Source organism: Kitasatospora sp. NPDC056181, from assembly GCF_042266225.1.
GTDB lineage: Bacteria > Actinomycetota > Actinomycetes > Streptomycetales > Streptomycetaceae > Kitasatospora.
This window is the reverse complement of sequence record NZ_JBHJUK010000024.1, coordinates 61145-80887: the sequence shown is the minus strand read 5'-3', so window position 1 is coordinate 80887 and position 19743 is coordinate 61145. Positions and strand designations below refer to the sequence as shown.

General features: G+C 75.4%; 20 protein-coding genes and 1 pseudogene. 9 read left to right on the top strand and 12 right to left on the bottom strand.

Features of this window, described 5'->3' with window-relative positions; genetic code table 11:
• Window positions 1-145: 145 nt before the first annotated feature.
• Window positions 146-910 carry a lysoplasmalogenase gene (locus tag ACFC1F_RS12530; RefSeq protein WP_209408892.1) on the bottom strand — a complete coding sequence of 255 codons (765 nt, stop codon included), beginning with the start codon at window positions 908-910 and terminating at the stop codon, window positions 146-148.
• Window positions 911-1212: 302 nt separating this feature from the next.
• On the opposite strand from ACFC1F_RS12530, the gene ACFC1F_RS12525 reads away from it, so the two are divergent.
• The gene (locus ACFC1F_RS12525; protein WP_376157609.1) at window positions 1213-2943 is read left to right on the top strand and encodes a DUF2398 family protein; all 1731 of its coding nucleotides are present in this window, start codon (window positions 1213-1215) and stop codon (window positions 2941-2943) included.
• A gap of 3 nt (window positions 2944-2946) precedes the next feature.
• Here the strand turns inward: ACFC1F_RS12525 and ACFC1F_RS12520 are convergent, their stop codons facing one another.
• The 8 genes and pseudogenes from ACFC1F_RS12520 to ACFC1F_RS12485 all read right to left on the bottom strand — a co-directional run bounded on the left by ACFC1F_RS12520 (window position 2947) and on the right by ACFC1F_RS12485 (window position 7587).
• On the bottom strand, window positions 2947-3345 hold the full coding sequence (locus ACFC1F_RS12520) for a hypothetical protein (RefSeq protein ID WP_148641717.1): 399 nt from the start codon (window positions 3343-3345) through the stop codon (window positions 2947-2949).
• The gene (locus ACFC1F_RS12515; RefSeq protein WP_376157607.1) at window positions 3342-3623 is read right to left on the bottom strand and encodes a hypothetical protein; all 282 of its coding nucleotides are present in this window, start codon (window positions 3621-3623) and stop codon (window positions 3342-3344) included. The genes ACFC1F_RS12520 and ACFC1F_RS12515 overlap by 4 nt, the downstream gene beginning before the upstream one ends.
• 40 nt (window positions 3624-3663) lie before the next feature.
• Window positions 3664-3843, bottom strand: a complete 180-nt coding sequence (locus ACFC1F_RS12510) for a hypothetical protein (RefSeq protein ID WP_245203948.1) — start codon at window positions 3841-3843, stop codon at window positions 3664-3666.
• Between the two features lie 136 nt (window positions 3844-3979).
• A pseudogene (locus tag ACFC1F_RS12505) lies at window positions 3980-4066 on the bottom strand (BCCT family transporter); the annotation flags it as partial.
• 28 nt (window positions 4067-4094) lie between these two features.
• Entirely contained in the window at window positions 4095-4493 is a 399-nt protein-coding gene (locus ACFC1F_RS12500; protein ID WP_376157605.1) for a MerR family transcriptional regulator, read from the bottom strand.
• A gap of 107 nt (window positions 4494-4600) precedes the next feature.
• Window positions 4601-5389, bottom strand: a complete 789-nt coding sequence (locus ACFC1F_RS12495; protein ID WP_209408874.1) for an alpha/beta fold hydrolase — start codon at window positions 5387-5389, stop codon at window positions 4601-4603.
• 531 nt (window positions 5390-5920) lie between these two features.
• A complete protein-coding gene (locus ACFC1F_RS12490) occupies window positions 5921-6571 on the bottom strand; it encodes a TetR/AcrR family transcriptional regulator (protein ID WP_206670930.1) in 651 nt (216 codons plus the stop codon).
• A 104-nt stretch (window positions 6572-6675) separates the two neighbouring features.
• Window positions 6676-7587, bottom strand: a complete 912-nt coding sequence (locus ACFC1F_RS12485; RefSeq protein WP_307852861.1) for an acyl-CoA thioesterase II — start codon at window positions 7585-7587, stop codon at window positions 6676-6678.
• 136 nt (window positions 7588-7723) lie between these two features.
• On the opposite strand from ACFC1F_RS12485, the gene ACFC1F_RS12480 reads away from it, so the two are divergent.
• The 5 genes from ACFC1F_RS12480 to ACFC1F_RS12460 all read left to right on the top strand — a co-directional run bounded on the left by ACFC1F_RS12480 (window position 7724) and on the right by ACFC1F_RS12460 (window position 14087).
• Window positions 7724-9118 carry a winged helix-turn-helix transcriptional regulator gene (locus tag ACFC1F_RS12480; protein ID WP_376157602.1) on the top strand — a complete coding sequence of 465 codons (1395 nt, stop codon included), beginning with the start codon at window positions 7724-7726 and terminating at the stop codon, window positions 9116-9118.
• Window positions 9115-11796, top strand: a complete 2682-nt coding sequence (locus tag ACFC1F_RS12475) for a DUF6493 family protein (protein ID WP_376157601.1) — start codon at window positions 9115-9117, stop codon at window positions 11794-11796. The genes ACFC1F_RS12480 and ACFC1F_RS12475 overlap by 4 nt, the downstream gene beginning before the upstream one ends.
• 167 nt (window positions 11797-11963) lie before the next feature.
• On the top strand, window positions 11964-12494 hold the full coding sequence (locus ACFC1F_RS12470; protein WP_209408863.1) for a TetR/AcrR family transcriptional regulator: 531 nt from the start codon (window positions 11964-11966) through the stop codon (window positions 12492-12494).
• Window positions 12495-12621: 127 nt separating this feature from the next.
• Window positions 12622-12978, top strand: coding sequence for a hypothetical protein (locus ACFC1F_RS12465; RefSeq protein ID WP_376157599.1), 357 nt, complete (start codon window positions 12622-12624; stop codon window positions 12976-12978).
• A 59-nt stretch (window positions 12979-13037) separates the two neighbouring features.
• On the top strand, window positions 13038-14087 hold the full coding sequence (locus ACFC1F_RS12460; protein WP_376157598.1) for a DUF389 domain-containing protein: 1050 nt from the start codon (window positions 13038-13040) through the stop codon (window positions 14085-14087).
• Here ACFC1F_RS12460 and ACFC1F_RS12455 read toward each other — a convergent pair.
• The 3 genes from ACFC1F_RS12455 to ACFC1F_RS12445 form a co-directional block, all read right to left on the bottom strand.
• Complete coding sequence (locus tag ACFC1F_RS12455; RefSeq protein ID WP_376157616.1) at window positions 14067-15332, bottom strand: MBL fold metallo-hydrolase; 1266 nt, start codon at window positions 15330-15332, stop codon at window positions 14067-14069. The two genes, ACFC1F_RS12460 and ACFC1F_RS12455, sit on opposite strands and share 21 nt — an antisense overlap.
• Before the next feature lie 466 nt (window positions 15333-15798).
• A complete protein-coding gene (locus ACFC1F_RS12450) occupies window positions 15799-16251 on the bottom strand; it encodes a MaoC family dehydratase (protein WP_376157596.1) in 453 nt (150 codons plus the stop codon).
• 174 nt (window positions 16252-16425) lie between these two features.
• Complete coding sequence (locus ACFC1F_RS12445) at window positions 16426-16857, bottom strand: pyridoxamine 5'-phosphate oxidase family protein (protein ID WP_209408851.1); 432 nt, start codon at window positions 16855-16857, stop codon at window positions 16426-16428.
• A gap of 311 nt (window positions 16858-17168) precedes the next feature.
• Between ACFC1F_RS12445 and ACFC1F_RS12440 the strand changes: the two genes are divergently transcribed.
• The 3 genes from ACFC1F_RS12440 (at window position 17169) to ACFC1F_RS12430 (ending at window position 19728) form a co-directional block, all read left to right on the top strand.
• Window positions 17169-18032, top strand: a complete 864-nt coding sequence (locus ACFC1F_RS12440; RefSeq protein ID WP_209408848.1) for a hypothetical protein — start codon at window positions 17169-17171, stop codon at window positions 18030-18032.
• Between the two features lie 188 nt (window positions 18033-18220).
• Window positions 18221-18793 (top strand): hypothetical protein, encoded by a 573-nt coding sequence (locus ACFC1F_RS12435; RefSeq protein WP_376157593.1) that lies wholly within the window; start codon window positions 18221-18223, stop codon window positions 18791-18793.
• Entirely contained in the window at window positions 18787-19728 is a 942-nt protein-coding gene (locus tag ACFC1F_RS12430; protein WP_376157591.1) for a hypothetical protein, read from the top strand. Before ACFC1F_RS12435 ends, ACFC1F_RS12430 begins: the two co-directional genes overlap by 7 nt.
• The last annotated feature ends 15 nt before the right edge of the window (window positions 19729-19743 follow it).

Sequence of the window (19743 nt, the reverse complement as noted above, 5' to 3'; positions counted from 1 at the left end):
CTGTTTTTTTTTTATACTAGACGGGTGCGGGCCCCGCCTTACGGCCCGCCGCGGGCGTGGCCGCGCGGGCGGGGGGTCTTTGGGGGGGCGGTGTGGGGCCGCGGGGCGGTGGCCCGGGCGCCACCGTCCTGTTCCGGGCCGGTCCTCAGACGGTGACGGCGCGGGCCCCCGGCCACTGCGGGGCGTCGGCGGACCCTCCCGGTCCGGAGGACTCCGCGGACCCGGCGGCCTCCGCGGCGCGCAGGGCGCCGTTGGCGAGCAGGTACTGGGCCAGGATGTACGTGGCCATGATCCAGAACTGATGCCCCGGCAGCTCCCGCCACTTCGCCAGCTTGGTGGCGATCAGCGTGTCGGAGAGAAGGAAGAGCGCCCCGCCCAGGCCCGTCCGCCACCCGAGCCCCGCCGAGGTGACCGCCGTCGAGGCGAGCAGCAGGCTGTACCCGGCCACCGGGGCCTGGAGGTCGCCGAGATCCGGCCAGAGCCGGCCCACCATCACCGCCCAGGCGGTCGCGTACGCGGCGGCGACGACCAGCGCCCGCCGCCTGTCGCTCAGCGCCCCCTGCCGGACGAACATCGTCACGTAGCAGACGTGCGCCGCCGCGAAGGAACCCATGCCGGCCAGGAACGCGGTGTCGTCGCCGAGCTGGAGCAGTACGTCGCCGCCCCCGCTGAGCAGCAGCGCGGGCGCCAGCAGCTTCGGAGCCTCCCGGCCCGCCGTGGTGGCGGCCGTGACGCTGTGCGCGGCCAGCAACGGCATCAGCGCCGGCTTGGTGGCGTGCCGCAGTGCGGGCGTGTCGGTCAGGAGCGCGCCCAGGTGGGCGGCCGAGGTGGCGGCGAAGCCGGTGAGCAGCCCGGTGGCGCTGCGCAGGCGCCCGCCGAGAACGGCGCGGGTGGTGGTGCGGATGCTCATGCGGCGGTGTCCTCCGGGAGTTCGGGCGGGGCGGGCGGTGCTGCGGACGTGGCGCGGCGGGCCGGCCTGTTCGTTCGCACCCTAGGCGACCGGGCCCGAGTCGGGGAAGGGGCTTGTTACCGGCGCGTAGCGGCCGTCGGGCCCGCGGGGTGACGCGGCGGCGGGCGGGGCACCGTGGTGACCGGCGGGGCGGCGTGGCGACGGGCGGGGCGGCGTCGCACCGGGGCGCGGCCGGCCAATTCGGTACCGGGTCCCCTTGCTGCCAGCGGGCGCCGGGCCCACCGTCTAGTCTGGTCAACGACATGGAGCAGCAGGAGTACGCGGCCGGCGCCACGCAGGTGGCCGGCGGCACGTCGGACGGGCGCGCGGGCGGGGCGGGGCGGGGCACCACCGACGCCGTCGTCGCCGTACGCGAAGCCGGGCCTGACGCTCCGCAGGAGGCCGGCCCGGCCGCGGAGGCCGCCGGACTCTCGCCCGACCCGGGACTGCTCCGGCTCGCCCGCTGGTTCGCCGAGGCCGGCCCCGGTACCGCCGACGACCTCTGCGCCGCCTCCTTCGGCCTCTACCCCGCCCGCCACTTCGGCGTCCCCGCCGAGCCGGCCGCCGGTCTCGCACCCGGCCCGGCCGGGGCCGAGGTCAGCTGGTGGCACGGCCCCACCGCGCACGCCCCCGCCGCGCTGCGCGCCCGCGAGGCCCGTGCTGCGCGCGGCCTGCGCCGGGCCCGGCGCGACGCGGGCGCGTCGCCCGTCGTCCCCTCGGGCGCGAAGCCGGGCACGCCCGGCAAGCACCGCAAGCCCGAACAGTCGCGCTCCTCCGCGGCCGGTACGCAGGACCGTTCCGCAGCCGCCGAGCGCCGGATCGCCGCCCGCCTGCTGCTGGCCCACCCCCTGGTGACCGCCTCCGGGCCGCACGCCGACGGGTTCCCACTGATCCGCCGTCACCGCGACTGGCTCACCGAGCGGTTCGACACCCTGCTCGGCTACCGCCTGGTGGTCGGCCCCTGGCACGCCCGCCTCTGCAAGGCGGGCCTCGGCCCGGGCGCCGCCCGCCGACTCGAACACCCCGGCACCGGCGCCCCGTTCACCCCCGGCGGCTATGCCCAACTCGCCCTCGCCCTGGCCCTGCTGGTCGACGCACCCGAGGAGCTCCCGCTCGGCCGGCTGCTCGTCGCGATGCGCGCCGCCGCACCCGGGCCGGACCGTGCCGCCGCCCCCGCCGACCTCGCCGACCTCGCCATGGCGTTCGCCGCACTCGCCGACTGGCAGGTGCTCGCGGACATACCCGCGGACCTCACCGAGGAGGGCGCCGTCCTGACGGTCGACCGCGAGCTGGCCCGCGCCGTCCCCGCCGGGCCGCCCGCCCTCGCCGCCGACGCCGCCGGCCTGATCTGCCGCGCCGGCGAGGCCGAGCCCGGCACCGCCGTCCGCCGCCGCCTCGCCGAGACTCCGGCAGTCCTCGCCGCCGACCTGACCGAGGACCAGCGCACCTGGCTCCGCGACCACGGGCACACCGGCCCCGCCGCCCTCGCCGACTTCCTCGGCCTGGAGGCCGAGATCCGGGCCGAGGGCGTCGCCCTGGTCGACCCCGCCGACGAGCTCACCGACCTCGCCCTGCCCGGGGCCGGCACCGTGGCCCAGGCGGCCCTGCTGCTGGTCGAGCGTCTCGTCGAGGAGGTCCGCCCGCTCCCCGGCGAGGCCGTCGACGCGGACGTCCCCGTCCCGGACGCGCTGATAGACGGCGTCCTGGGCGACCTCGCCGACGAGTACGGCCTCCCGGCCGGCTGGCGCCGCGACTACCTCGCCGACCGCACCGCCCTGCGCCGCGACACCCTCGACCTGCTCCACCGGATGGGCCTGCTCGCACCCACCCCCCGCGGCACCCGCCCCCCGGGCTGGCTCCTCCGCGCCCCCGCCGCCCGCTACGCCCCCGCCGCCGACCTCCTCCCGGCCCCGGGGACCGGCCGGCACTCACGCCGGGACGCCACGGTCACCATCCCCGCCCCGGCCGGGCCGCGCGAGGAACAGCGGGCCTGAGGGTCAGAGTCGGGCGACTCTCAGGCGTCCGCCGGAGATGCGTTCGATGTCGTCGACGTCGGACGTGTAGACGACGACCCTGCCGGACTGCCGAAGTGCGACGGCGACCAGTGCGGCGTCGATCGCGTACTTGTGGCCGTGCAACCCGGCGTCCCGGAGGAGGACGACCGCCTCCTCGGCGACCTCCTGGGTGACCGGCTCGACGACGATGCGGGAGAGGGTCCAGTTCCAGGCGGCCTTGTTGATGCGCTCGTGATGCGCCTCGATCATGGTCATCGAGCTGGTGACGACTCGGATTCCGCTCCGTGCCGCATCCTTGAGTCGCGCACCCATGGATGTGGTGCCCAGTGCCCCCTGGGACAGGCCCTCGGAGTCGAGAACGTAGACGAGGTCGGTGTTCAACTGGCCCGCCGTTCCTGTTCCAGTGCGCGCGCCTCGCGGGCGGCGAACCAGGCGTCGTGTTCGTGCCGCTCGGCCTCGGCCTCGCGCAGCGTTTCGTCGGGGACCGGGCCGTACTCGGACTCCCACCAGCCCACCAGCTCGTTCAGTCTGTCCCGCTCGGCCTGGCGCTCTATGGCCTGCGTGACATACCGGCTGAACTCGCCCGGGCCGACCTGGGCGCGGATCTGCTCCGCGAGCTTCTCAGGCAGGGTCACGGTGTACTTCTTGGTCGTAGCCATACCACGGACCATACCACGGCTGAATGTGGCCCGGATCACATCACCGGCTGGCCGGTGCCGCGGCCACCGGGCCGTGCTGGACGGTTTCGACGGTGGCGCCGACGCCGAGGGTGCCGAGGGCGATGGAGGCGAGGACGGCGGCGCAGGCCAGGAATCGGCGGTGGCGCTGGGGGAGCGGGAAGCGCGGATCCTGGAGGGTCGCCGGAGGGTTGGCGTTCATGTCAGGGAGCGTTCCAGGGCGGTGTGAACGATCGCTACGCGTGGGTGAAGTCCGGATGGGGGGCGGGCGTCGGTTCGTCCCGGGAGGGCCCGCGTGCGTGGGGCCGGTCGCGCGGGCCGGTCGTGCGGCCGGTCGCGCGGCACCGCGGGATACGGGCGATGAAGGTGCCGGCGAACGGGGCCCACGAGAGCCGCCGGGCCCAGTGGAAGATCGTCCAGGAGCCGGGGCGGCCCTCGCCCCGAGGCGGTCCGTCAGGCGGCGGTGTACACCGGCGGCGCCTGTTCGGCGGCCACGTGCGTGGTGGGGACGGCGGTGTCGAGGTAGCGGGCGAGCGCCTGCCGGCTGCGGGTCAGCTCGCCGATGCGGGCGTCCAGATCTGCGAGTTCGCCGCGCAGTGTGCCGAGCAGGTCGGGGCAGGCCTCCAGGGCGGGGAGGGGGCCGGTGGCGCACGGCAGGATCTCGGCGATCACCCGGGTGGACAGGCCCGCCGCCAGCAGGCCGCGGATCTGTCGCACCCGGACCAGGGCGTCCTCGCCGTACTCGCGGTAGCCGGCGGCGGACCGCTCCGGGCGGAGCAGGCCCTGCTCCTCGTAGTACCGCAGAAGACGGGTGGACACCCCGGTCAGGCGGGCGAGTTCTCCGATGCGCATGATCACCGGAACGCCCGCCCGCCCGATGCTGTTCCCTCCGGGGCCGGGGCCGGTGCAGGGGCCGTTCCCGGTGGTTCCGGCGGCTCCGATGGCTCCCGGCGGGCCGGTTACTCCGCGGGGCCGGTGAGGAAGTCCAGGATCAGCTTGCGCAGTTCGGGCAGCTGCTCGACGACGGCCATGTGGCCGGCGGCCAGCTCCGTGAACCGGGCGCCCGGGATGCCGTCGGCCAGGGCGCGGTGCTGGCTGGGCTGCACCAACATGTCCTCGGTGGGGCTGATCACCAGCGTCGGTACCGCGATGGAGCCCAGCTCGTCCCGCACGTTCAGCGAACCCACCAGTTCGAACTGCTGCCGGAAGGCGGCCGGAAGGGGGGTCAGCAGGTTGGCGTGCAGGCCGGCGAGCTGCTCGGGGGTGAGCGAGCTGACCCAGCTCGACCCGAAGACCACCGAGAGCAGGAAGCGTGCCATCAGCTCCGGCTGGTCGGCCAGGCCGACGGCCAGCTCGGCCGTGATCCGCAGGCGGTGGTCGCCGCCGGCCACCCCGGCTATCAGGAGCAGCGAGCGGACCCGCTGCGGGTGGCGGTTCACGGCGCGGACGGCCACGGCGGCGCCCATCGAGTAGGCGGCCAGGTCGAAGGTCTCCAGGCCCTCCTCGACGGCGGCCGCGACGAGCCGGTCCGCCAGCTCGTCCAGGGTGGGCGCCACCGGCTCGAACGGGGAGTCACCGGAGCCGGGGAAGTCCGGGGCGACGACGGTGCGGTGGGCGGCGAGGTCCTCCAGCAGCGGGCCCCAGTTGTTGACGCCGCTGCCGGCGGCGCCGTGGGCGAGCAGCAGACCGGGGCCGGAGCCGACGACGGTCCGGGCGAGCGGGGCGGGGGTGGCGGGCTTCTCGGTCATGACGGGTGGCTCCTCAACGGCCGTTGGCTTTTCCTTCGCTCACGACAGTACGTGTTCACACCGATGTGAAGGTCAACATTCCGGATCAACTCCGTTCGCAGGAAGGCGCGATGACGCTTCGACGGGAACGCGGTGCCGCCCCGGCGGACCTCCGGAACGGCTGACGCGGGGCCCGCGGCGGCCCGGTGGTCCCGGGCGTGACCAGGGGATTCCGCGCTGAGAGGCTGCCCGGGCGGAGCACCGCCCGGGCCTCGTCGACAGCCGCGCCCGCGCCGACCCCCGCGCCGCGACCTCCGCGCCGCGGGCCGGCAACCGGACACGGTGGAGCACCGACTGGCGCCCGGGCGGCCGGGCCCCCACGAGCTGCGCGCCCACGCGCGACGGACTGCCGCGGCAACACCCGGTCCGAGGTCTCCCCGATCGACCGCGAGGGCCATCTCGTCGACGCGGTGGTGCTCCACCCGGTGACGGCCGCCCGGGCGACGACGCCACGGCACCTGATCACGGCGGCCCGGACGGGCGGCCGGCCGCTCAGCCGGCGGGCTGGACCTCGTACGGGGCCGGGTACGGCGTCTCGTACGGGGCCAGCACCAGCCGCACCACGTCCTCCAGCCGCCGCCGGGCGTCGCCGAGCGTGGTGCGGCCGGTCACCCAGGCGGTCAGCTCGCCCTGCCAGGCGTGGCCGACGATGTGCCGCACCAGGTCGCTCGCGGCGGCCGGGACCTCGCCCATCACCGCCTGGAGCGCGGTGCTGTCGGCGCGGGCCATGCCCTGGAGCGCCTCGCTGGCGAACGGGTCGGTGGAGGCGGCGACGGCCACCCGGAGCCGGGCCAGCTCGGGTTGGCGCTGGTAGGCGCGCATGCCGCCGCGGACGAAGCGCACCACCCGGTCGGTGGCGGCCGGCCCGGCCCGGGGTCCGCGCAGCTCCGCCACCAGGTCGGCCAGGAGCAGCCGGTGCCACTCGGCGATCGCCGCCGCCAACAGGTGGTCCTTGGAGGAGAAGTAGCGGTACGCCGTCCCCAGGGCGACTCCGGACCGCTCGCAGACCTGCTTCATCTGCAGCCGCTCGACGCCGATCTCGTTCACCAGGGCGAGTGCGGCCGCGATCAGGGACTCGCGGCGTTCGAGCTGACGCGGAGACATCGTCTCCACCGGCCGTGGTGACAGGTCAACCTTGGTCACCCGCACCATGATACGGCTCGGGGCCGCTCAGGAGTATGACGCCGACCGGTCGCCCCTCGTTCGCCCGCCGTCCACCGGGCTCCGGGCCCGGCCGGAGGCGCCGGTCAGCGCTTCCGGGCCGAGCGGTCGCGGAGCAGCGCCTCCTGGACGGCGGAGGCCACCAGCCGGCCGTCCCGGTCGTAGAACTCGCCGAGCGACAGGCCCCGGCCGTCCGAGGAGGAGGGGCTGCGCTGGGCGAACAACAGCCACTCGTCGGCCCGGAACGGACGGTGGAACCACATCGCGTGGTCCAGCGAGGCCATGATCAGCCTCGGCGCCTCGGCGCGCTGGAAGAAGTTCGGCTGGACGTGCAGCCCCGCCGTCGAGGCCAGCGTGAGGTCCGAGAGGTAGGTGAGCGCACAGGCGTGCAGCAGCGGGTCGTCGTCGGGCAGCGGGGAGTCGGTGCGCAGCCAGACGAACTGCTGCGGCATGCCGGGCACGGCCGCGGGCACGCCGGGCGCGTCCGGCGGGACGAACCGCAGCTCCAGGGAGCCGAAGCCGCTGGAGCGGGTCAGCTCGGCGCGGGCCGCCTCGTCCCAGAGCGAGAGCGCGTCCGGCAGCTCCTCGGGGCCGGGCAGCAGCGGCATCTCCCGGTGGCGGTCGGCCGCGGGCTCGGGCCGCTTGAAGGAGGCGGAGAGCGTGAAGATCGCATCGCCGCCCTGGACCGCCGTCACCCGGCGGGTGACGTACGACATGCCCTGGCGGACCCGGTCGACCTCGTAGCGGATCGGGCGGGTCGGGTCGCCGGGGAGCAGGAAGTAGCCGTGCAACGAGTGCACCGGGCGGTCGGGCCCGACGGTGAGCCCGGCTGCTGTCAGCGCCTGCGCGGCGACCTGGCCGCCGAAGGCGCGCATCGGGGCGCCGGCATGGCACCGGCCCCGGAACGTGTTCTCGTCCAGCCGCTCGATCCGCAGCAGCTCGGCGAACGGGCCGGCGGTGTCGGTGGCCCGTCTCTCCTGTTCGGTCACGTCGGTCACCGGCCCATAGTGGCAGAAGCCAACGGTCCGATGGTGTGACCTGGGTAACCCTTTCGGGCGAACATCGTTGTAGAACCTGTTCCAGTGGTGGGGTTCTCCCGACGGATTGTCAGTACCCCCTCCTAGCGTCCTCGGCATGTCGCAAGCCGCATACGCGTACGCCTATCTGCGCCCGTCCGCCGTCTCCGACGGTGCCGACGGCCCGCGTCTCGCCCTGGAGACCTCCGGCGGTGCCACGCCCCTCGGGGCGGTCTCCAACCCGCGCTTCTTCGCGGGCTTCCTGGCCGACCCGGCGCCGGCCGCCGCCGCGCTGCTCGCGGTGGCCGACGTCGCCGCCGCCCGCTACTACCAGCCCCAGCTGCGCGCCTCGCTCGACCCCGTGGTGACCGCCAACGGCGACCGGCTGCGGTTCGAGTCCTTCTCCGGCTGCTGCGGCGTCTACGCCCGGCTCGACGTGCTCGGGGCCGGGCTCGACGGGGACGAGATCGGCCACGGCACCACCAACGTGGACGTCAACAACCCGCTGCGCGAGGCGCTCACCCGGATCGGCCCGGGTGACCCGCTGCACCTCGCCGTCGGCCCGGACGCCCTGGAGGTCACCACCTTCGACGGGCCGGTCGTCGAGAAGAAGGTGCCGCTGCCCGAACGCTGGCTGCGCGGCTTCGCCGAGACCCAGGTGACGGCGGCCGGGTTCGACCTGCGCGCCGAGCTGCCCGCCGCCGAGGCCGTCCGCTTCCTGCGCTCGCTGCCGCGCGGCGGCCGGGGCGGCGCGCGCACCGTCCAGTGGATCGTTCCGGCCGGGCGGACGCTGCGCCCGACCACCCGGCCGGTTCCCGGGGCGGTCTGCCTGCCCGGGCCGGAGCGGCTGGCCGCCCTGCAGCGGGTGCTGCGGCACGCGTCGGCGCTGCGGGTCTACGGGCCGGTGGCGGGCGACGGCCCGGCCGCCTCGGCCTGGGAGGTGGTGCTGCCCGGCATGCGGCTCACCCTCACCCTGTCGCCCGACGTCTCGCGCGGCTTCTCCGGCGAGGGCGGGGTGCTCGGAGCGCTGGCCACCGGCACCGCCGAGCAGGACGCCGAGCTGGTCGCCGTCCTGCTGGCCTGGGAGCCGCGGATCGAGATCGCCGAGCTCGCCGAGCAGTCCGGGCTCACCCCGGCCCGGGTGCGGGCCGCGCTCACCCGGCTCGGCACCGCCGGGCAGATCGGCTACGACACCGCCGAGGCCGCGTACTTCCATCGGCAGCTGCCCTACGACGCCGGCCGGGCCGAGGCGCGCAACCCGCGGCTGCGGGCCGCCCACGCGCTGGTCGCGGCGGGCGCGGTCCGGCTGGAGGCGGGCGGTGAGCTCGCCACGGTGACGGTGGACGACCACGTCCAGCGGGTCCGCACGGACCGGGCGGGCGCGGTGGGCTGCACCTGCCTCTGGTGGGCCAAGTACCGGGGCGGGCGCGGACCGTGCAAGCACGCGCTGGCGGTCGGGATGGTCCGGGAGAACGCGGCGAAGGCGTCGGACACGGTGGGGGCGGGCGCATGAACGGCGTCGAGGAACTGGTGACGGCGGTCCGCGAGGGCCGGACCCCGCAGCTGCCGGCCCTGGTGGCGGCGCTCGGTCCGGCCGAGCGGCGGGCCTGCCTGCCCGCGCTCAGGGAACTGCGCAAGCAGGTCCGGGGGGAGTGGTCGAAGGAGGCGTCGGCGCAGTCCGGGGCACTCCTGGTCGCCGGCGCGGGCTGCCACGCCGGGCCGGCCGGCGCCGCCACCTGGATCGGCGGGCGGGACTTCGCCGGCCGCTCCTGGGCCCGCCACCCGGCGCTCGCCCAGGTGGTCGCGGCGCAGCCGGCCGAGTGGCAGGTCGAGGTGGTCACCCGGCTCGCGGCGCGCCGAGGATCGGGCTGGAGCTGGGACCTCTACCCGCTGATCGAGCAGGTGGTCCGCCGGACCGGCTGCCCGGTGCCCGACACGGAGGCGTTCACTGCCGAGTGGCTGCGGCGGCTGGCGGACGGGGACGGCACCCGCGGCCGCGTCCGGACGCTGCTGGAGCGCATGCGCGAGGACGCCTTCACGCCGGTGCTGGTGCCCCGGGTGTTCGAGCTCGCCGACATCGGCTGGCAGCTCGAATTCAGGTTCACCGACCGGCCCGGGGACTGCTGGCCGGAGGCGGTCGCGATGCTCGCGGCCGACGGCGGGCTGGACCGGGCCGACCTGATCGAGCGGTGCCTCGCCCGGCTGGTGCGCGGCGGCAAGCCGGGGGACCAGCGGGCCTTCCTCGCCGTCCTGGCCGCCCTCGCGCCCACCCCGGAGGAGTACGCCGCCCGGGCGCGCAGCCTGGTCGCCCTGCTGGACGGGCTCTCCGCGGCGGCCGGCCACGCCCAGCGGACGCTGGCCGAACTGGACGCCGCCGGGCTGGTCGGGCCCGAGGTGCTGGTGGAGGCCTCGTCGGTGGTGCTGTTCCGGACGGAGAAGAAGCTCGTCCGCGCCCAGCTGGGCTGGCTGGACAGGACGGCGAAGCGATCGCCGGAGCAGGCCGGGCCGGTGGTGCTGGCGGCGGCCGAGGCGTTCGGCCACCCCGACACCGCCGTCCAGGAGCGGGCGCTCAACGTGGTGGCGCGTCACCTCGCGGCGGCGGGCGAGGCGGTGCTGCCCGAGCTGCGCTCCGCCGCCGAGGGGCTCAACCCGGCCCACCACGCGCGCGCCGGGAAGCTGCTGGGTGCGCCGGTCGGCGGCGACGAGCCGGACACCGGGTGGAGCGACCTGCTTCCGCCCGCCCCGCTGCCGGTACCGCTGGGCGGGCCGATCGCCACCGCGGCCGAGGTCGCCGAGGAGCTGTCCGCGCTGATGGCCGCCGCACAGCCGGACGTCGCGGTCTTCGAACGCACCCTGGACGGCCTGGTCCGGCACGCCCACCGCGACCGGGCGGCGCTGGCCGAGGCGCTGGAGCCGGTCCTGCGGGTGCACCGGTGGAGCGGCGTGGGCCGCTGGCACGACTGCGGGCCGGGCGACGTCCTGTACGTCGCGGCCGCCGTCGCCGGCCACGTCCACCCGCACGAGCGCGGCTTCGTCCTCCGCAAGAAGGACCGGCACCCGCTGCGCGGCGAGCACAACACGCCGTACGGCAACGTGCTGGCCGCCCGCCTCGGCGAGGCCGCCGAGCGGGTCACCGCCGACCGCCCGCCGCTGCTCCTCGCCACCCCGACCGATGCGACGGGCGCGCTGGCCGCCGCGGCCCTGGTCGAGCGGCTGGCCGTGTACGAGGCGGCGGGCTCGACGCCCGGTCAGGCCGACCTCCACGCGGCCCTGCTGCGGCTCGCCCCGACCACCGACGAGGCCGTGCTCGCCGCGGCCGGGCGGCTGGCCTCGCCGGCCGGGCGCTGGGTGGCGCGGTGGCTGCGCGACGGCGGCGTGCCCGGACTGCCCTCGGAGCGGGCGGTCTTCGCACCCGGCCGGGGCGGCGGCGGCCGCCCCTTCTGGGACCGCTGGTGGGAGGAGCTCACGCGGGTCTCCGTCGCCCAGCCCGGCCTCGGCGCCGGCCCCGAGGGCCCGGCCGGGCAGCGGCTCGGCGCGGAGTTCCGGGCCCTGCTCGACGCCACCGAGCCCAGTGTGGCCCGGGCCCGGAAGCAGAACGAGTGGCTCTGGCGGCCGACCGAGCACTGGGCCGCCATGCTCCCGCACCACCGGGAGGAGCAGGCCGCCCGCTGGCTCGACTGGTTCGCCGACTGCGCGGACCGCGAGCGGCGCGGCGCGGCCGCCCTGCTCCCCGTCCTCGCCGAGGCGGGCGGCCGGGCCGGCCTCGCGCTCCACCTGGCCGTCGCCTACGGCCTGGGCGCGCGCTTCCCCGAGGACCGCACGGCCGCGGTCGACGCCCTGCTGGTCCTCGCCGCCCGCGGTGACCTCGACGGCGCCCTGCTCGGCCGCGAACTCGGCGAGCTGGTCGCCTGCGGGACCGTCAAGCCGAACCGTCTCCTCGCGGCCCTCACCACCGCCGCCGGCACCGGCGCCTACGCCACCGTCTGGTCCGTCCTCGCCCCGGCGCTGCCGGCGCTCCTGGCCGGCGAGTCCGTCCGGGGCACGGCCGATCTCGTCGCCGTCGCGGCGGACGCGGCGCGCCGCTGCTCGGCCCGCGGCCCGATACCCGAGGTGAGTGCGGTGGCGGCCCGGGCCGGGTCGGGCCGCCTGGTGAAGGAGGCGCGGTCGTTGCGCGACGTGCTGGCCGGCTGAGGGGCGGCAGGCCGGGGCCGGTCACGCCTGGTCACGCCCGGTCCGGGCCGGCCGGCGGGCCGGTTGACCCGGGGCCCGGCGACCGGACCGCCACCGGCGTCCTGCCCGCCGGTGTTTGAGAACACTCGTTCTTGACTGGACGTTCTTAAACCCCTACGGTCATCGGCATGGGAAGACCACGCGCCTTCGACGAGGACGAGGCCGTTCAGGCGGCAGCAGGACTGTTCGCCACCCGGGGTTATGAAGGCACCTCGGTGGACGACCTGGTCACGGGGCTGGGGGTGCACCGGGGGAGCCTCTACAAGGTGTTCGGGAGCAAGCGCGGCCTCTACCTGACAGCCCTGCGCCGGCACCTCGACCTGGAGGTGCTGCCCGTCGCGGCCGGCCTGTCCGAGGCACCCGACCTGTCCACCGTGCTGACCCGGGCCGCCGCGGACTTCGACGGCGGACCGGCCGCCGGGCTGCTGCTGTCCGCGGCGGTCGAGCGGGCCGGGAGCGACCCGGAGGTCGCCGCCCTCGTGGCGGAGGGCGTGGCCGCGCTCGACCGGGCGATCGGTCAGGTGCTCGGCGACGACCGGGCGGCGGGCGTGCTCGCCGCGGCCGTGCTCGGGCTGCGCATGCGGGCCCGGGCCGGGGCCGACGCACCCACGCCCGACGCCGTGCAGGCCCTCGCCGAACGGGTCGCCCCCACGGCCTGACCCCGGCCGGGGCCCACCGGGCAGAGCCCCACCGTGCGGGTCCGACGGCCTCGGTCCCCACCGCCCGGGCCCTTGCCCAACCTCCTCGCAGTCTCCTCGCAGTCGAAAGAACGAAGGGAACGCATCCATGGCCAACGTCAGCGTCACCGACGGCACCCTCGTGGTCGAGATCGCCGGTCTCGACCGGCTCTGGGCGATCAAGAGCCGGATCGAGATACCGCTCGCCAACGTCCGGGGCGCCACGCTGGACCCGGGGATCCTCCGCGAGCCGAAGGGGATCCGGGTCGGCGGCACGCACTTCCCGGGGCTGATCACGGCCGGGACCTTCCGCTCGGGCGGCGAGTGGGTCTTCTGGGACGTCAAGAACCCGGCCAAGGCGGTGGTGATCGAGCTGGCCGACGAGCGGTACAGCCGGCTGGTGATCGAGGTCGACGACCCGCGGACGACGGTCGACCTGGTCGAGCTGGCCCGCCGCCCCGGGTGAGCCGGAGGCGGGTCTAGGGTGGGCGGGTCATCCGCCGCCGTACCCCGTCCGGAGCACCCGTGCTGCACCTGCGTCTGATCGTGCCGGTCGACCTTCGCGACTCCGTGCTGAAACGCCTGGACGCGTCGGTCGGTGTGACCCACGTCGTGCTGCTGCCCGATGCCGCCGTCCGGCCGGCCGGGGACGTGGTGCTCTGTGACGTGGCGCGCGAGTCGGCGGACGAGGTGCTGGCCGCGCTGCGGGAGACCGGGCTGACCGAGCGTGGGGCGATCGACGTCGACGAGATCGAGCTGACCCTCTCGGCCGCCGCCGACGAGGCCGAGCGGCTCGCACCCGGAGAGGGCGCCGACGCCCTGGTCTGGGAGGCGGTCTCCGAGATCACCCACGAGGAGTCCACCCTTACCGGGGTCTACCTGGCCTTCCTCACCGTCGCGACGATGCTGGCCGCCTGCGGGGCGGTGCTGGACAGCGCGATCCTGGTCGTCGGTGCCATGGCGGTGGGTCCCGAGTTCGGGCCTCTCGCCGGGCTCTGTGTCGCCCTGGTCCAGCGACGCCCGGGGCCCGCACTCCGTTCACTGAACGCGCTGGTGGCGGGGTTCGCGGTGGCGATGGCGCTGACCGTAGGCTTCTCGTTGCTGATGGACGGACTGGGCCTGTTCAGCCGGGGGCAGTTCGACGCCGTGCGGCCGAACACCTCGTTCATCTGGCAGCCGGACGCGACCTCGTTCGTGGTGGCCTTCCTGGCCGGTATCGCCGGGCTGCTCTCGTTGACGTCCTCGAAGGCCGGGATGCTGGTCGGCGTCGCGATCTCGGTGACCACGGTGCCGGCCGCCGCCAACGCAGCGGTCGGGCTCGGGTACGGGGATCTCCGTCAGTTCTGGGGGTCCAGCATGCAGTTGCTGCTGAACATGGCGGGCATCGTGGTGGCCGGAGTGCTGACGCTGTTGGTGCAGCAGGGTGCCTGGCGGCTGATCCGCCGCGGGGGGGGGGGGCAACCCCCCGCCTGCGGGCGGGCTCGGGCCCCGGCTCGGCGGGGTGGGCGGCGCGGGGCCCGGAGTTCGCGTGAACTCCGGGCCCCTCCCGGCAGGTCAGGCCGCGTCGGACGGTGACCCGGTCGTCCTGGCGGCCGCCTTGGGCCGGGCGGCGGGCTCGGTTGCCAGGGGCTCGCCCGCGGTCGCTCCGCCGTCCGCCGGGGCGACCGCCGTGGTGCCGCCCGCTGCCGGGTGGTCCCCCGCGGCGAGGCCGGCGGGGACGACCAGCTCCGCGTCGTCCTGCGGCAGCGCCGCGACCGCCCGCCACCAGAGCCGCAGCGCGGGCGGGGAGGCTGGCTCGAACGGCTTGCCGGGCCGGGGCACGGCCAGGTGTGCGCCGAGCGCCTGAGCGGCGGCGACCACCCGCTCGGCGGGCTCCTCCCACGGGTGCGGGGCCAGGTTGAAGGTGCACCAGTGGATCGGCAGCAGCAGTTCGCCGCCGAGGTCGAGGTGGGCCCGGACACCCTCCTCGGGGGTCATGTGGACCTCGGGCCAGAAGTCGCTGTACGCGCCGACCTGCATCATGGTGGCGTCGAACGGCCCGAGCCGGCGGCCGATCTCGGTGAAGCCGGGGAAGTAGCCGGTGTCGCCGCTGTGGAAGACCCGGTGCCCGCCACCGGCCACCACCCAGGACGCCCAGAGGAAGAGCGCGCTGGTGCGGGGGCCGCGGCTGCAGTAGTGCCGCGCCGGGGTGGCGGTCAGGGTGAGCCCGGCGACCTCGGCCGACTCCCACCAGTCCAGTTCGACGAGCTGCTCGGCGGGTACGCCCCAGTGCTCCAGATGGGCGCCGACGCCGAGCGGGACGGCGAAGACCGCGCCGGTGCCGACGAGGGCGCGGATGGTGGCCATGTCGAGGTGGTCGTAGTGGTCGTGGGAGACCACCACCACGTCGACCGGTCCGAGCTCGGAGAGCGGGAGCGGCACCGGGTGGAGCCGCTTGGGGCCGGTCCAGCCGAAGGGGGAGCAGCGCTCGCCCCAGACCGGGTCGAACAGCACCCGGCGGCCGGCGATCTCGGCCAGCACGGTGGCGTGGCCGAGCCAGGTGAGCCGTAGGCCGGAGACGGGGGGCGTGGCGAGGTCGGCCGGGAGCAGGCGGTGCAGCGGTACGGCGGCCGTGGGCGCCCGCCGGGTCTTGTCGGAGGCCAGCTGGGCGCGGGTGATCTCCAGCGGGGTGCGCTCGTAGACGAGTCGGCGGGTGGGCAGCGGGTTGCGGAAGGCGCCGTCGGCGAACTGCGGCGAGCGGTGGATCCGGGACAGCCGCTCGCCCCGGGGCTCGGCGCCGAAGGCGTCCGTGCGGACCCGGTGCCAGGCCGCGCGGGGCAGTCCGGCGAGGGTCGGCGGGCTGGAGAACTGCGAGGTCAGACCGGCTACGCGGGAGTACCAGGGGACGGGGCGGGGCACGGCACCTCCAGGGACGGTTACGGCTACCGGCATGCCGGGGCGCGTACCCACGGCGGCAGGGCCGTTGCGGTACGACAACCATCTCGTCGGAGGTTACTCGCAGTGGGTCGCCCGGACCCGGCGAGCGGCCCCGGGCGTGCCGTTCGGCGTACAGGACGGGGGGGTGTGGCAGGACGGTGCGGCGGATCCGTCCGCGGGCAGGACAGGGCAGGACGGGGCAGGACGGGGCGGAGCAGGGAAAGACGGGCCAGGACAGGGCGGAACGGGCAGGCCGGGGCAGCCCCAGGGCATGGCAGGCCGAGCCACGCCAGGCCGGGCCACGCCAGGGCAGCGGGGGACGAAGCAGGGCAGGGCTGTGCGGCTCGCGGCTCGGGTGCCGCCGGGCCCGCTACGCGTAGAAGCGGGTGATCGTCTCCGCGACGCAGTGCGGCTTGGTGCTCTCCGCGCTGGTGATGGTGAACCGGACCACGGCCTGGACGCCACCGGCCACCTCGGTGGCCGAGACGAGCTCGGCGGTGGCCCGGATCGCCGAGCCGACCGGCACCGGCGCGGGGAAGCGGACCTTCTCCGAGCCGTAGTTCAGCGCCATCCGCACGCCCTCGACGCCGTAGCACTCCTTGGCCAGCACCGGGATCATCGACAGCGTGAGGTAGCCGTGCGCGATGGTCGAGCCGAACTGGCTCTCCTTGGCCCGCTCCGGGTCGACGTGGATCCACTGGTGGTCGCCGGTGGCCTCGGCGAACAGGTCGATCTGCTCCTGCGAGACGGTGTGCCACCGGCTGGTGCCCAGCTCGGTGCCGACGGCCGCGGTGAGGTCGGCGAGGGAGGCGAAGGTCGTCACGGAACGCTCCTGGTGGGCAGGTGGGGGTGCGGACTCCGGCAGAGTATGCCTACTCGCCGGTCACCTGTCAGGGGTCCGGCCGGAAAACGATCAGGGTCGGGAAGGGGAACCGGAGCCCGCGAGGGGTGTCCCGGAGGGGGCGGCCCGGCCGAGGGCCGGAGCCGGGGGGAGCGCTCAGGAGCGCTGCACCGTCCGTCCGACGGGTGCCAGCCGGCGGCCGCTGACCAGCTCCGGCACCAGGGCGATGAACAGCGGGTCCGAGCCGCCCACCCAGGGTCGCAGCCCGGAGCGCAGAGCCTGCCGCACCTGCTCGGGCTCGCGCACCACGTCCGCCCGGCCGTGCACCAGCACGCTCCAGCCGGTCCGGGTGGCCGGGTCCAGCTGGTCGGCCTGGAAGGCGACGACGGTGCCGTCGAGCCCGCGCGCGGTGGTGCTGTCCCGGCGTACGGCGAGCAGGAGGCGACTGTCCGGAGCGACCGCGAAGGAGACCGGCAGGACGGCCGGCAGCGCGTGCTCGGTGTACACCACGCGCCCGACGGGCACGGTGCTGAGCAGTCGCAGGCATTCGGCCTCGCTCAGGGTCTGTACACGGTCTTCACGGTCCATGCCTCCGATCGTCCTCCCGCCGCCGTGCGGGCCGATAGGGCCCATGGTCCCGGAGCGGCGGGCCGGGAGCCCCGCCTCCGGGCCCGCGGGGCGGTAGCTTGTCCGGCGGCGGTGCGGAACGTGCCGGGGGCACGGGCGGGTGCGCCGCCGGACGGCCGGGCGCGGCACGACCGGCGCCGCGGCACGACACGACGCGGTACGACGAGCATCGCGGTACGGCAGGACGGGACGCGCGGCCGGACGGAGCGCGCGACGGTGCGGTGGGCGGCCCCGGGCAGCGAGGGGCCGGCGAGGAGGGGGCGGTGCGCGTGGTGAGCGGAATCGATCTGGTGGTGATCGGGGCGGACGGCGGGCCGGACCGCGGCTTCGGCGGTTCGGCGAACGCGGCGGCCGGGGCCCGGCTGCTCGCCGACGTGCTGCCCGGCATGTGCTTCGACGCCGGCTCGGCGGGCTGCCGGGTCGACGTGGTGGAGCCGGGCGCGGACGCCAACACCATGCTCACCGCGGTGCGCGAGGCGGCCGCCCGGCCCGGCCGCTGGCTGCTGGTCTGCCTGGTGGGCCAGTTGGTCGCCGATCCGCGCGGCCGGCGCCTGGCGCTGGTCACCGGCGGTTCCACCGCCGACAACGCCTACCGGCGCGGGCTGGCCTGGGACTGGGTGGTCAGCGCGATGGTCCACGGCGACCAGGAGGAGGCGCTGCTCCTGGTCGACGCCGTCGCCGACCGGGACACCTGGGCCGCGCTCGAACGCGGTGGCGGCGAGGACGGCGCGGGCGAGCTGCTCAGCTATCCGCGGGTGCCGCTCTGGGGCAGAGTCGGCCGCTACAGCGCCGGTAGACGCGGGCGGGACGCCGTCCTGCCCGGGAGCGAAGGATCCTTCAGCCACGCCCTCACCACCGTGCTCCAGCAGGGTGTCGCCGGCGCTCCCGCCGCGGTCTCCCCGCTCGACCTCCAGCCGGCCGTCGCCGGACTGATCGACGGCGGCGATGCCGGCTCCGGCGCCGCCCCGGGAGGAGGTGCGCCGGGCGCGCGCCTGCTCGTACCGCCGCAGGGCGGGCGCCTGTTGATGCGGAATCGGGCCGCGGTTCGGGGCGCATTGGCCGGATTGTCGCTTTCCGAAGAACTGTTGGCCGTTCTGTGGCGGGAAAGTGCCCCGACGGATCCGCCTTCCGCGTAAGGTCAGGGCCCCGGGGTGTTGCCGTGAAGGGGTGGGTTGGCGAAGAATCGATGCCCTCGCAGCAACACCGGCGGGACGGCGGAATTCTTCTGGCGACCACGGACCACGGACGGGGTCGGTCGCGATGAGGTGGGGCGATGCGGCGGCGCGGAAATGTGTTGCGCCCTGGGGCGGTTGGGGTCGCTGGGGTGGTTCTGGCGATCCTGCTGAGCTCCTGCGCGGCCGGTGGTGACGGCGGTTCCGTCGATCGTCTCGGGACGACTGCGCCCACTGTTGCGGGAGCGAACCCGGTAACTCCTTCGGGTGGTTCCGCAAACGTCCGGATCGCGCCGACCGACGGTCCCGATGGGGCCCAGGCCCGGCTGGCCCTGAGCACCTATCAGGACTGGTGGAAGGCCCAGGTGGAGGACTTCGGGAGCGTCGATTCGGACGGTTCCCGGCTGCAGACGTACTCCTCCGGGACGGCACTGCGCGACTCCCTCGTCAATCTCCGTCAACTGCGTGACGCCAAACTGGTGATGATCGGAAGTCCGAGGAATTCCCCGGTGGTGAAGACCGTCGACCTGAAGTCGGATCCGCAGACCGCCGTGATCGAGGACTGTCTCGACGTGACGGGCTGGCACCAGGCCGATGCCACCACCCACGCGGTAAAGGATCCGCAACAGCGGCTGACGCGGTACCTCGCGACCGTTTCCCTGCGGAGGTTCCAAACGCGTTGGCTGATCAACGAGTTCAAGCGGGAGGTGGACCGATCGTGCTGAAACCCGAACGGCGAATCGTGATCCGCGCGCTGTTGTTCGCCGGATTACTGGCGGCTCCGGCTGCGCCCGCGACGGCGGAGGAACCACCCATCGGCGGGGAGGTCACCCACTGCGCGGTGAACGTCATCTGCGAGGGCACCAAGACACCCGGGTCCACGCCGACCCCGGGCGGCGGCAACGGCGGGACGGGCGGCGGGGGTTCCGGCGGTCCGCAGCTCTGCCGCTGGAACGGCGAGGACTGGCCCTGCCACGATCCGGAGCTGGGCTGGTTCAGCAGCGGGACCGGCTGCTACTACCGGACGGTCTCCCCGCAGCCCGCGGCCGACGACCCGGCCTGGGCCGGGCACAAGCCCACCGAGGGCACGGTCTACGCCGAGACCTGCCGCTTCACCGACGGCAGCATGGGCACGACGGTGCCGAAGTTCTTCGCCCAGGCGCCCGCCCAGCCGCCGTTCGACCCGGCGGCGGAGGCGGACAAGATCATGCGCGAGCAGATCGCCCTGCCCTTCCCCGAGCCGACCACGGCCCCCAAGGGCACGGCCGTGGTCGGCGTACCGGTCTGGCTCTGGCTCGCCAACGCCAAGGCGCCGGCGCCGAAGTCGGTCGGCAACGGCACCGTGACCGTCACGGTCACCCCCCGGTTGGACTCCGTGGTCTGGGACCTCGGGGACGGGACGACGGAGACCTGCACCAAGGAGGGCGCGGCCGGCACCCCGTACGACCCGAAGTACGGCGCCGCCAAGTCCCCCACCTGCGGCCACCTGTTCACCACCGGCTCGGCCACCAAGGCCGGCGGCACCTTCGCCGGGACGGTCACGGCCAACTGGGTGGGCGAGGTGGTCGTCACCGGCAGCAACGTGAACGTCGCCCCGATCAAGGTGCCGCTCTCCGCCGATCTCACCGTACGGGTGGCCGAGGTGCAGGTCCTCAACTGAGGCCGGCGACAGCGC

Excerpts from the sequence above, each read along its gene's own strand:
- ACFC1F_RS12530 (WP_209408892.1), bottom strand. The coding sequence starts at position 910 with ATGAGCATCCGCACCACCACCCGCGCCGTTCTCGGCGGGCGCCTGCGC.
- ACFC1F_RS12525 (WP_376157609.1), top strand. The coding sequence starts at position 1,213 with ATGGAGCAGCAGGAGTACGCGGCCGGCGCCACGCAGGTGGCCGGCGGC.
- ACFC1F_RS12515 (WP_376157607.1), bottom strand. The coding sequence starts at position 3,623 with ATGGCTACGACCAAGAAGTACACCGTGACCCTGCCTGAGAAGCTCGCG.
- ACFC1F_RS12510 (WP_245203948.1), bottom strand. The coding sequence starts at position 3,843 with ATGAACGCCAACCCTCCGGCGACCCTCCAGGATCCGCGCTTCCCGCTC.
- ACFC1F_RS12500 (WP_376157605.1), bottom strand. The coding sequence starts at position 4,493 with ATGCGCATCGGAGAACTCGCCCGCCTGACCGGGGTGTCCACCCGTCTT.
- ACFC1F_RS12495 (WP_209408874.1), bottom strand. The coding sequence starts at position 5,389 with ATGACCGAGAAGCCCGCCACCCCCGCCCCGCTCGCCCGGACCGTCGTC.
- ACFC1F_RS12480 (WP_376157602.1), top strand. The coding sequence starts at position 7,724 with ATGTCGCAAGCCGCATACGCGTACGCCTATCTGCGCCCGTCCGCCGTC.
- ACFC1F_RS12475 (WP_376157601.1), top strand. The coding sequence starts at position 9,115 with ATGAACGGCGTCGAGGAACTGGTGACGGCGGTCCGCGAGGGCCGGACC.
- ACFC1F_RS12470 (WP_209408863.1), top strand. The coding sequence starts at position 11,964 with ATGGGAAGACCACGCGCCTTCGACGAGGACGAGGCCGTTCAGGCGGCA.
- ACFC1F_RS12465 (WP_376157599.1), top strand. The coding sequence starts at position 12,622 with ATGGCCAACGTCAGCGTCACCGACGGCACCCTCGTGGTCGAGATCGCC.
- ACFC1F_RS12445 (WP_209408851.1), bottom strand. The coding sequence starts at position 16,857 with ATGGACCGTGAAGACCGTGTACAGACCCTGAGCGAGGCCGAATGCCTG.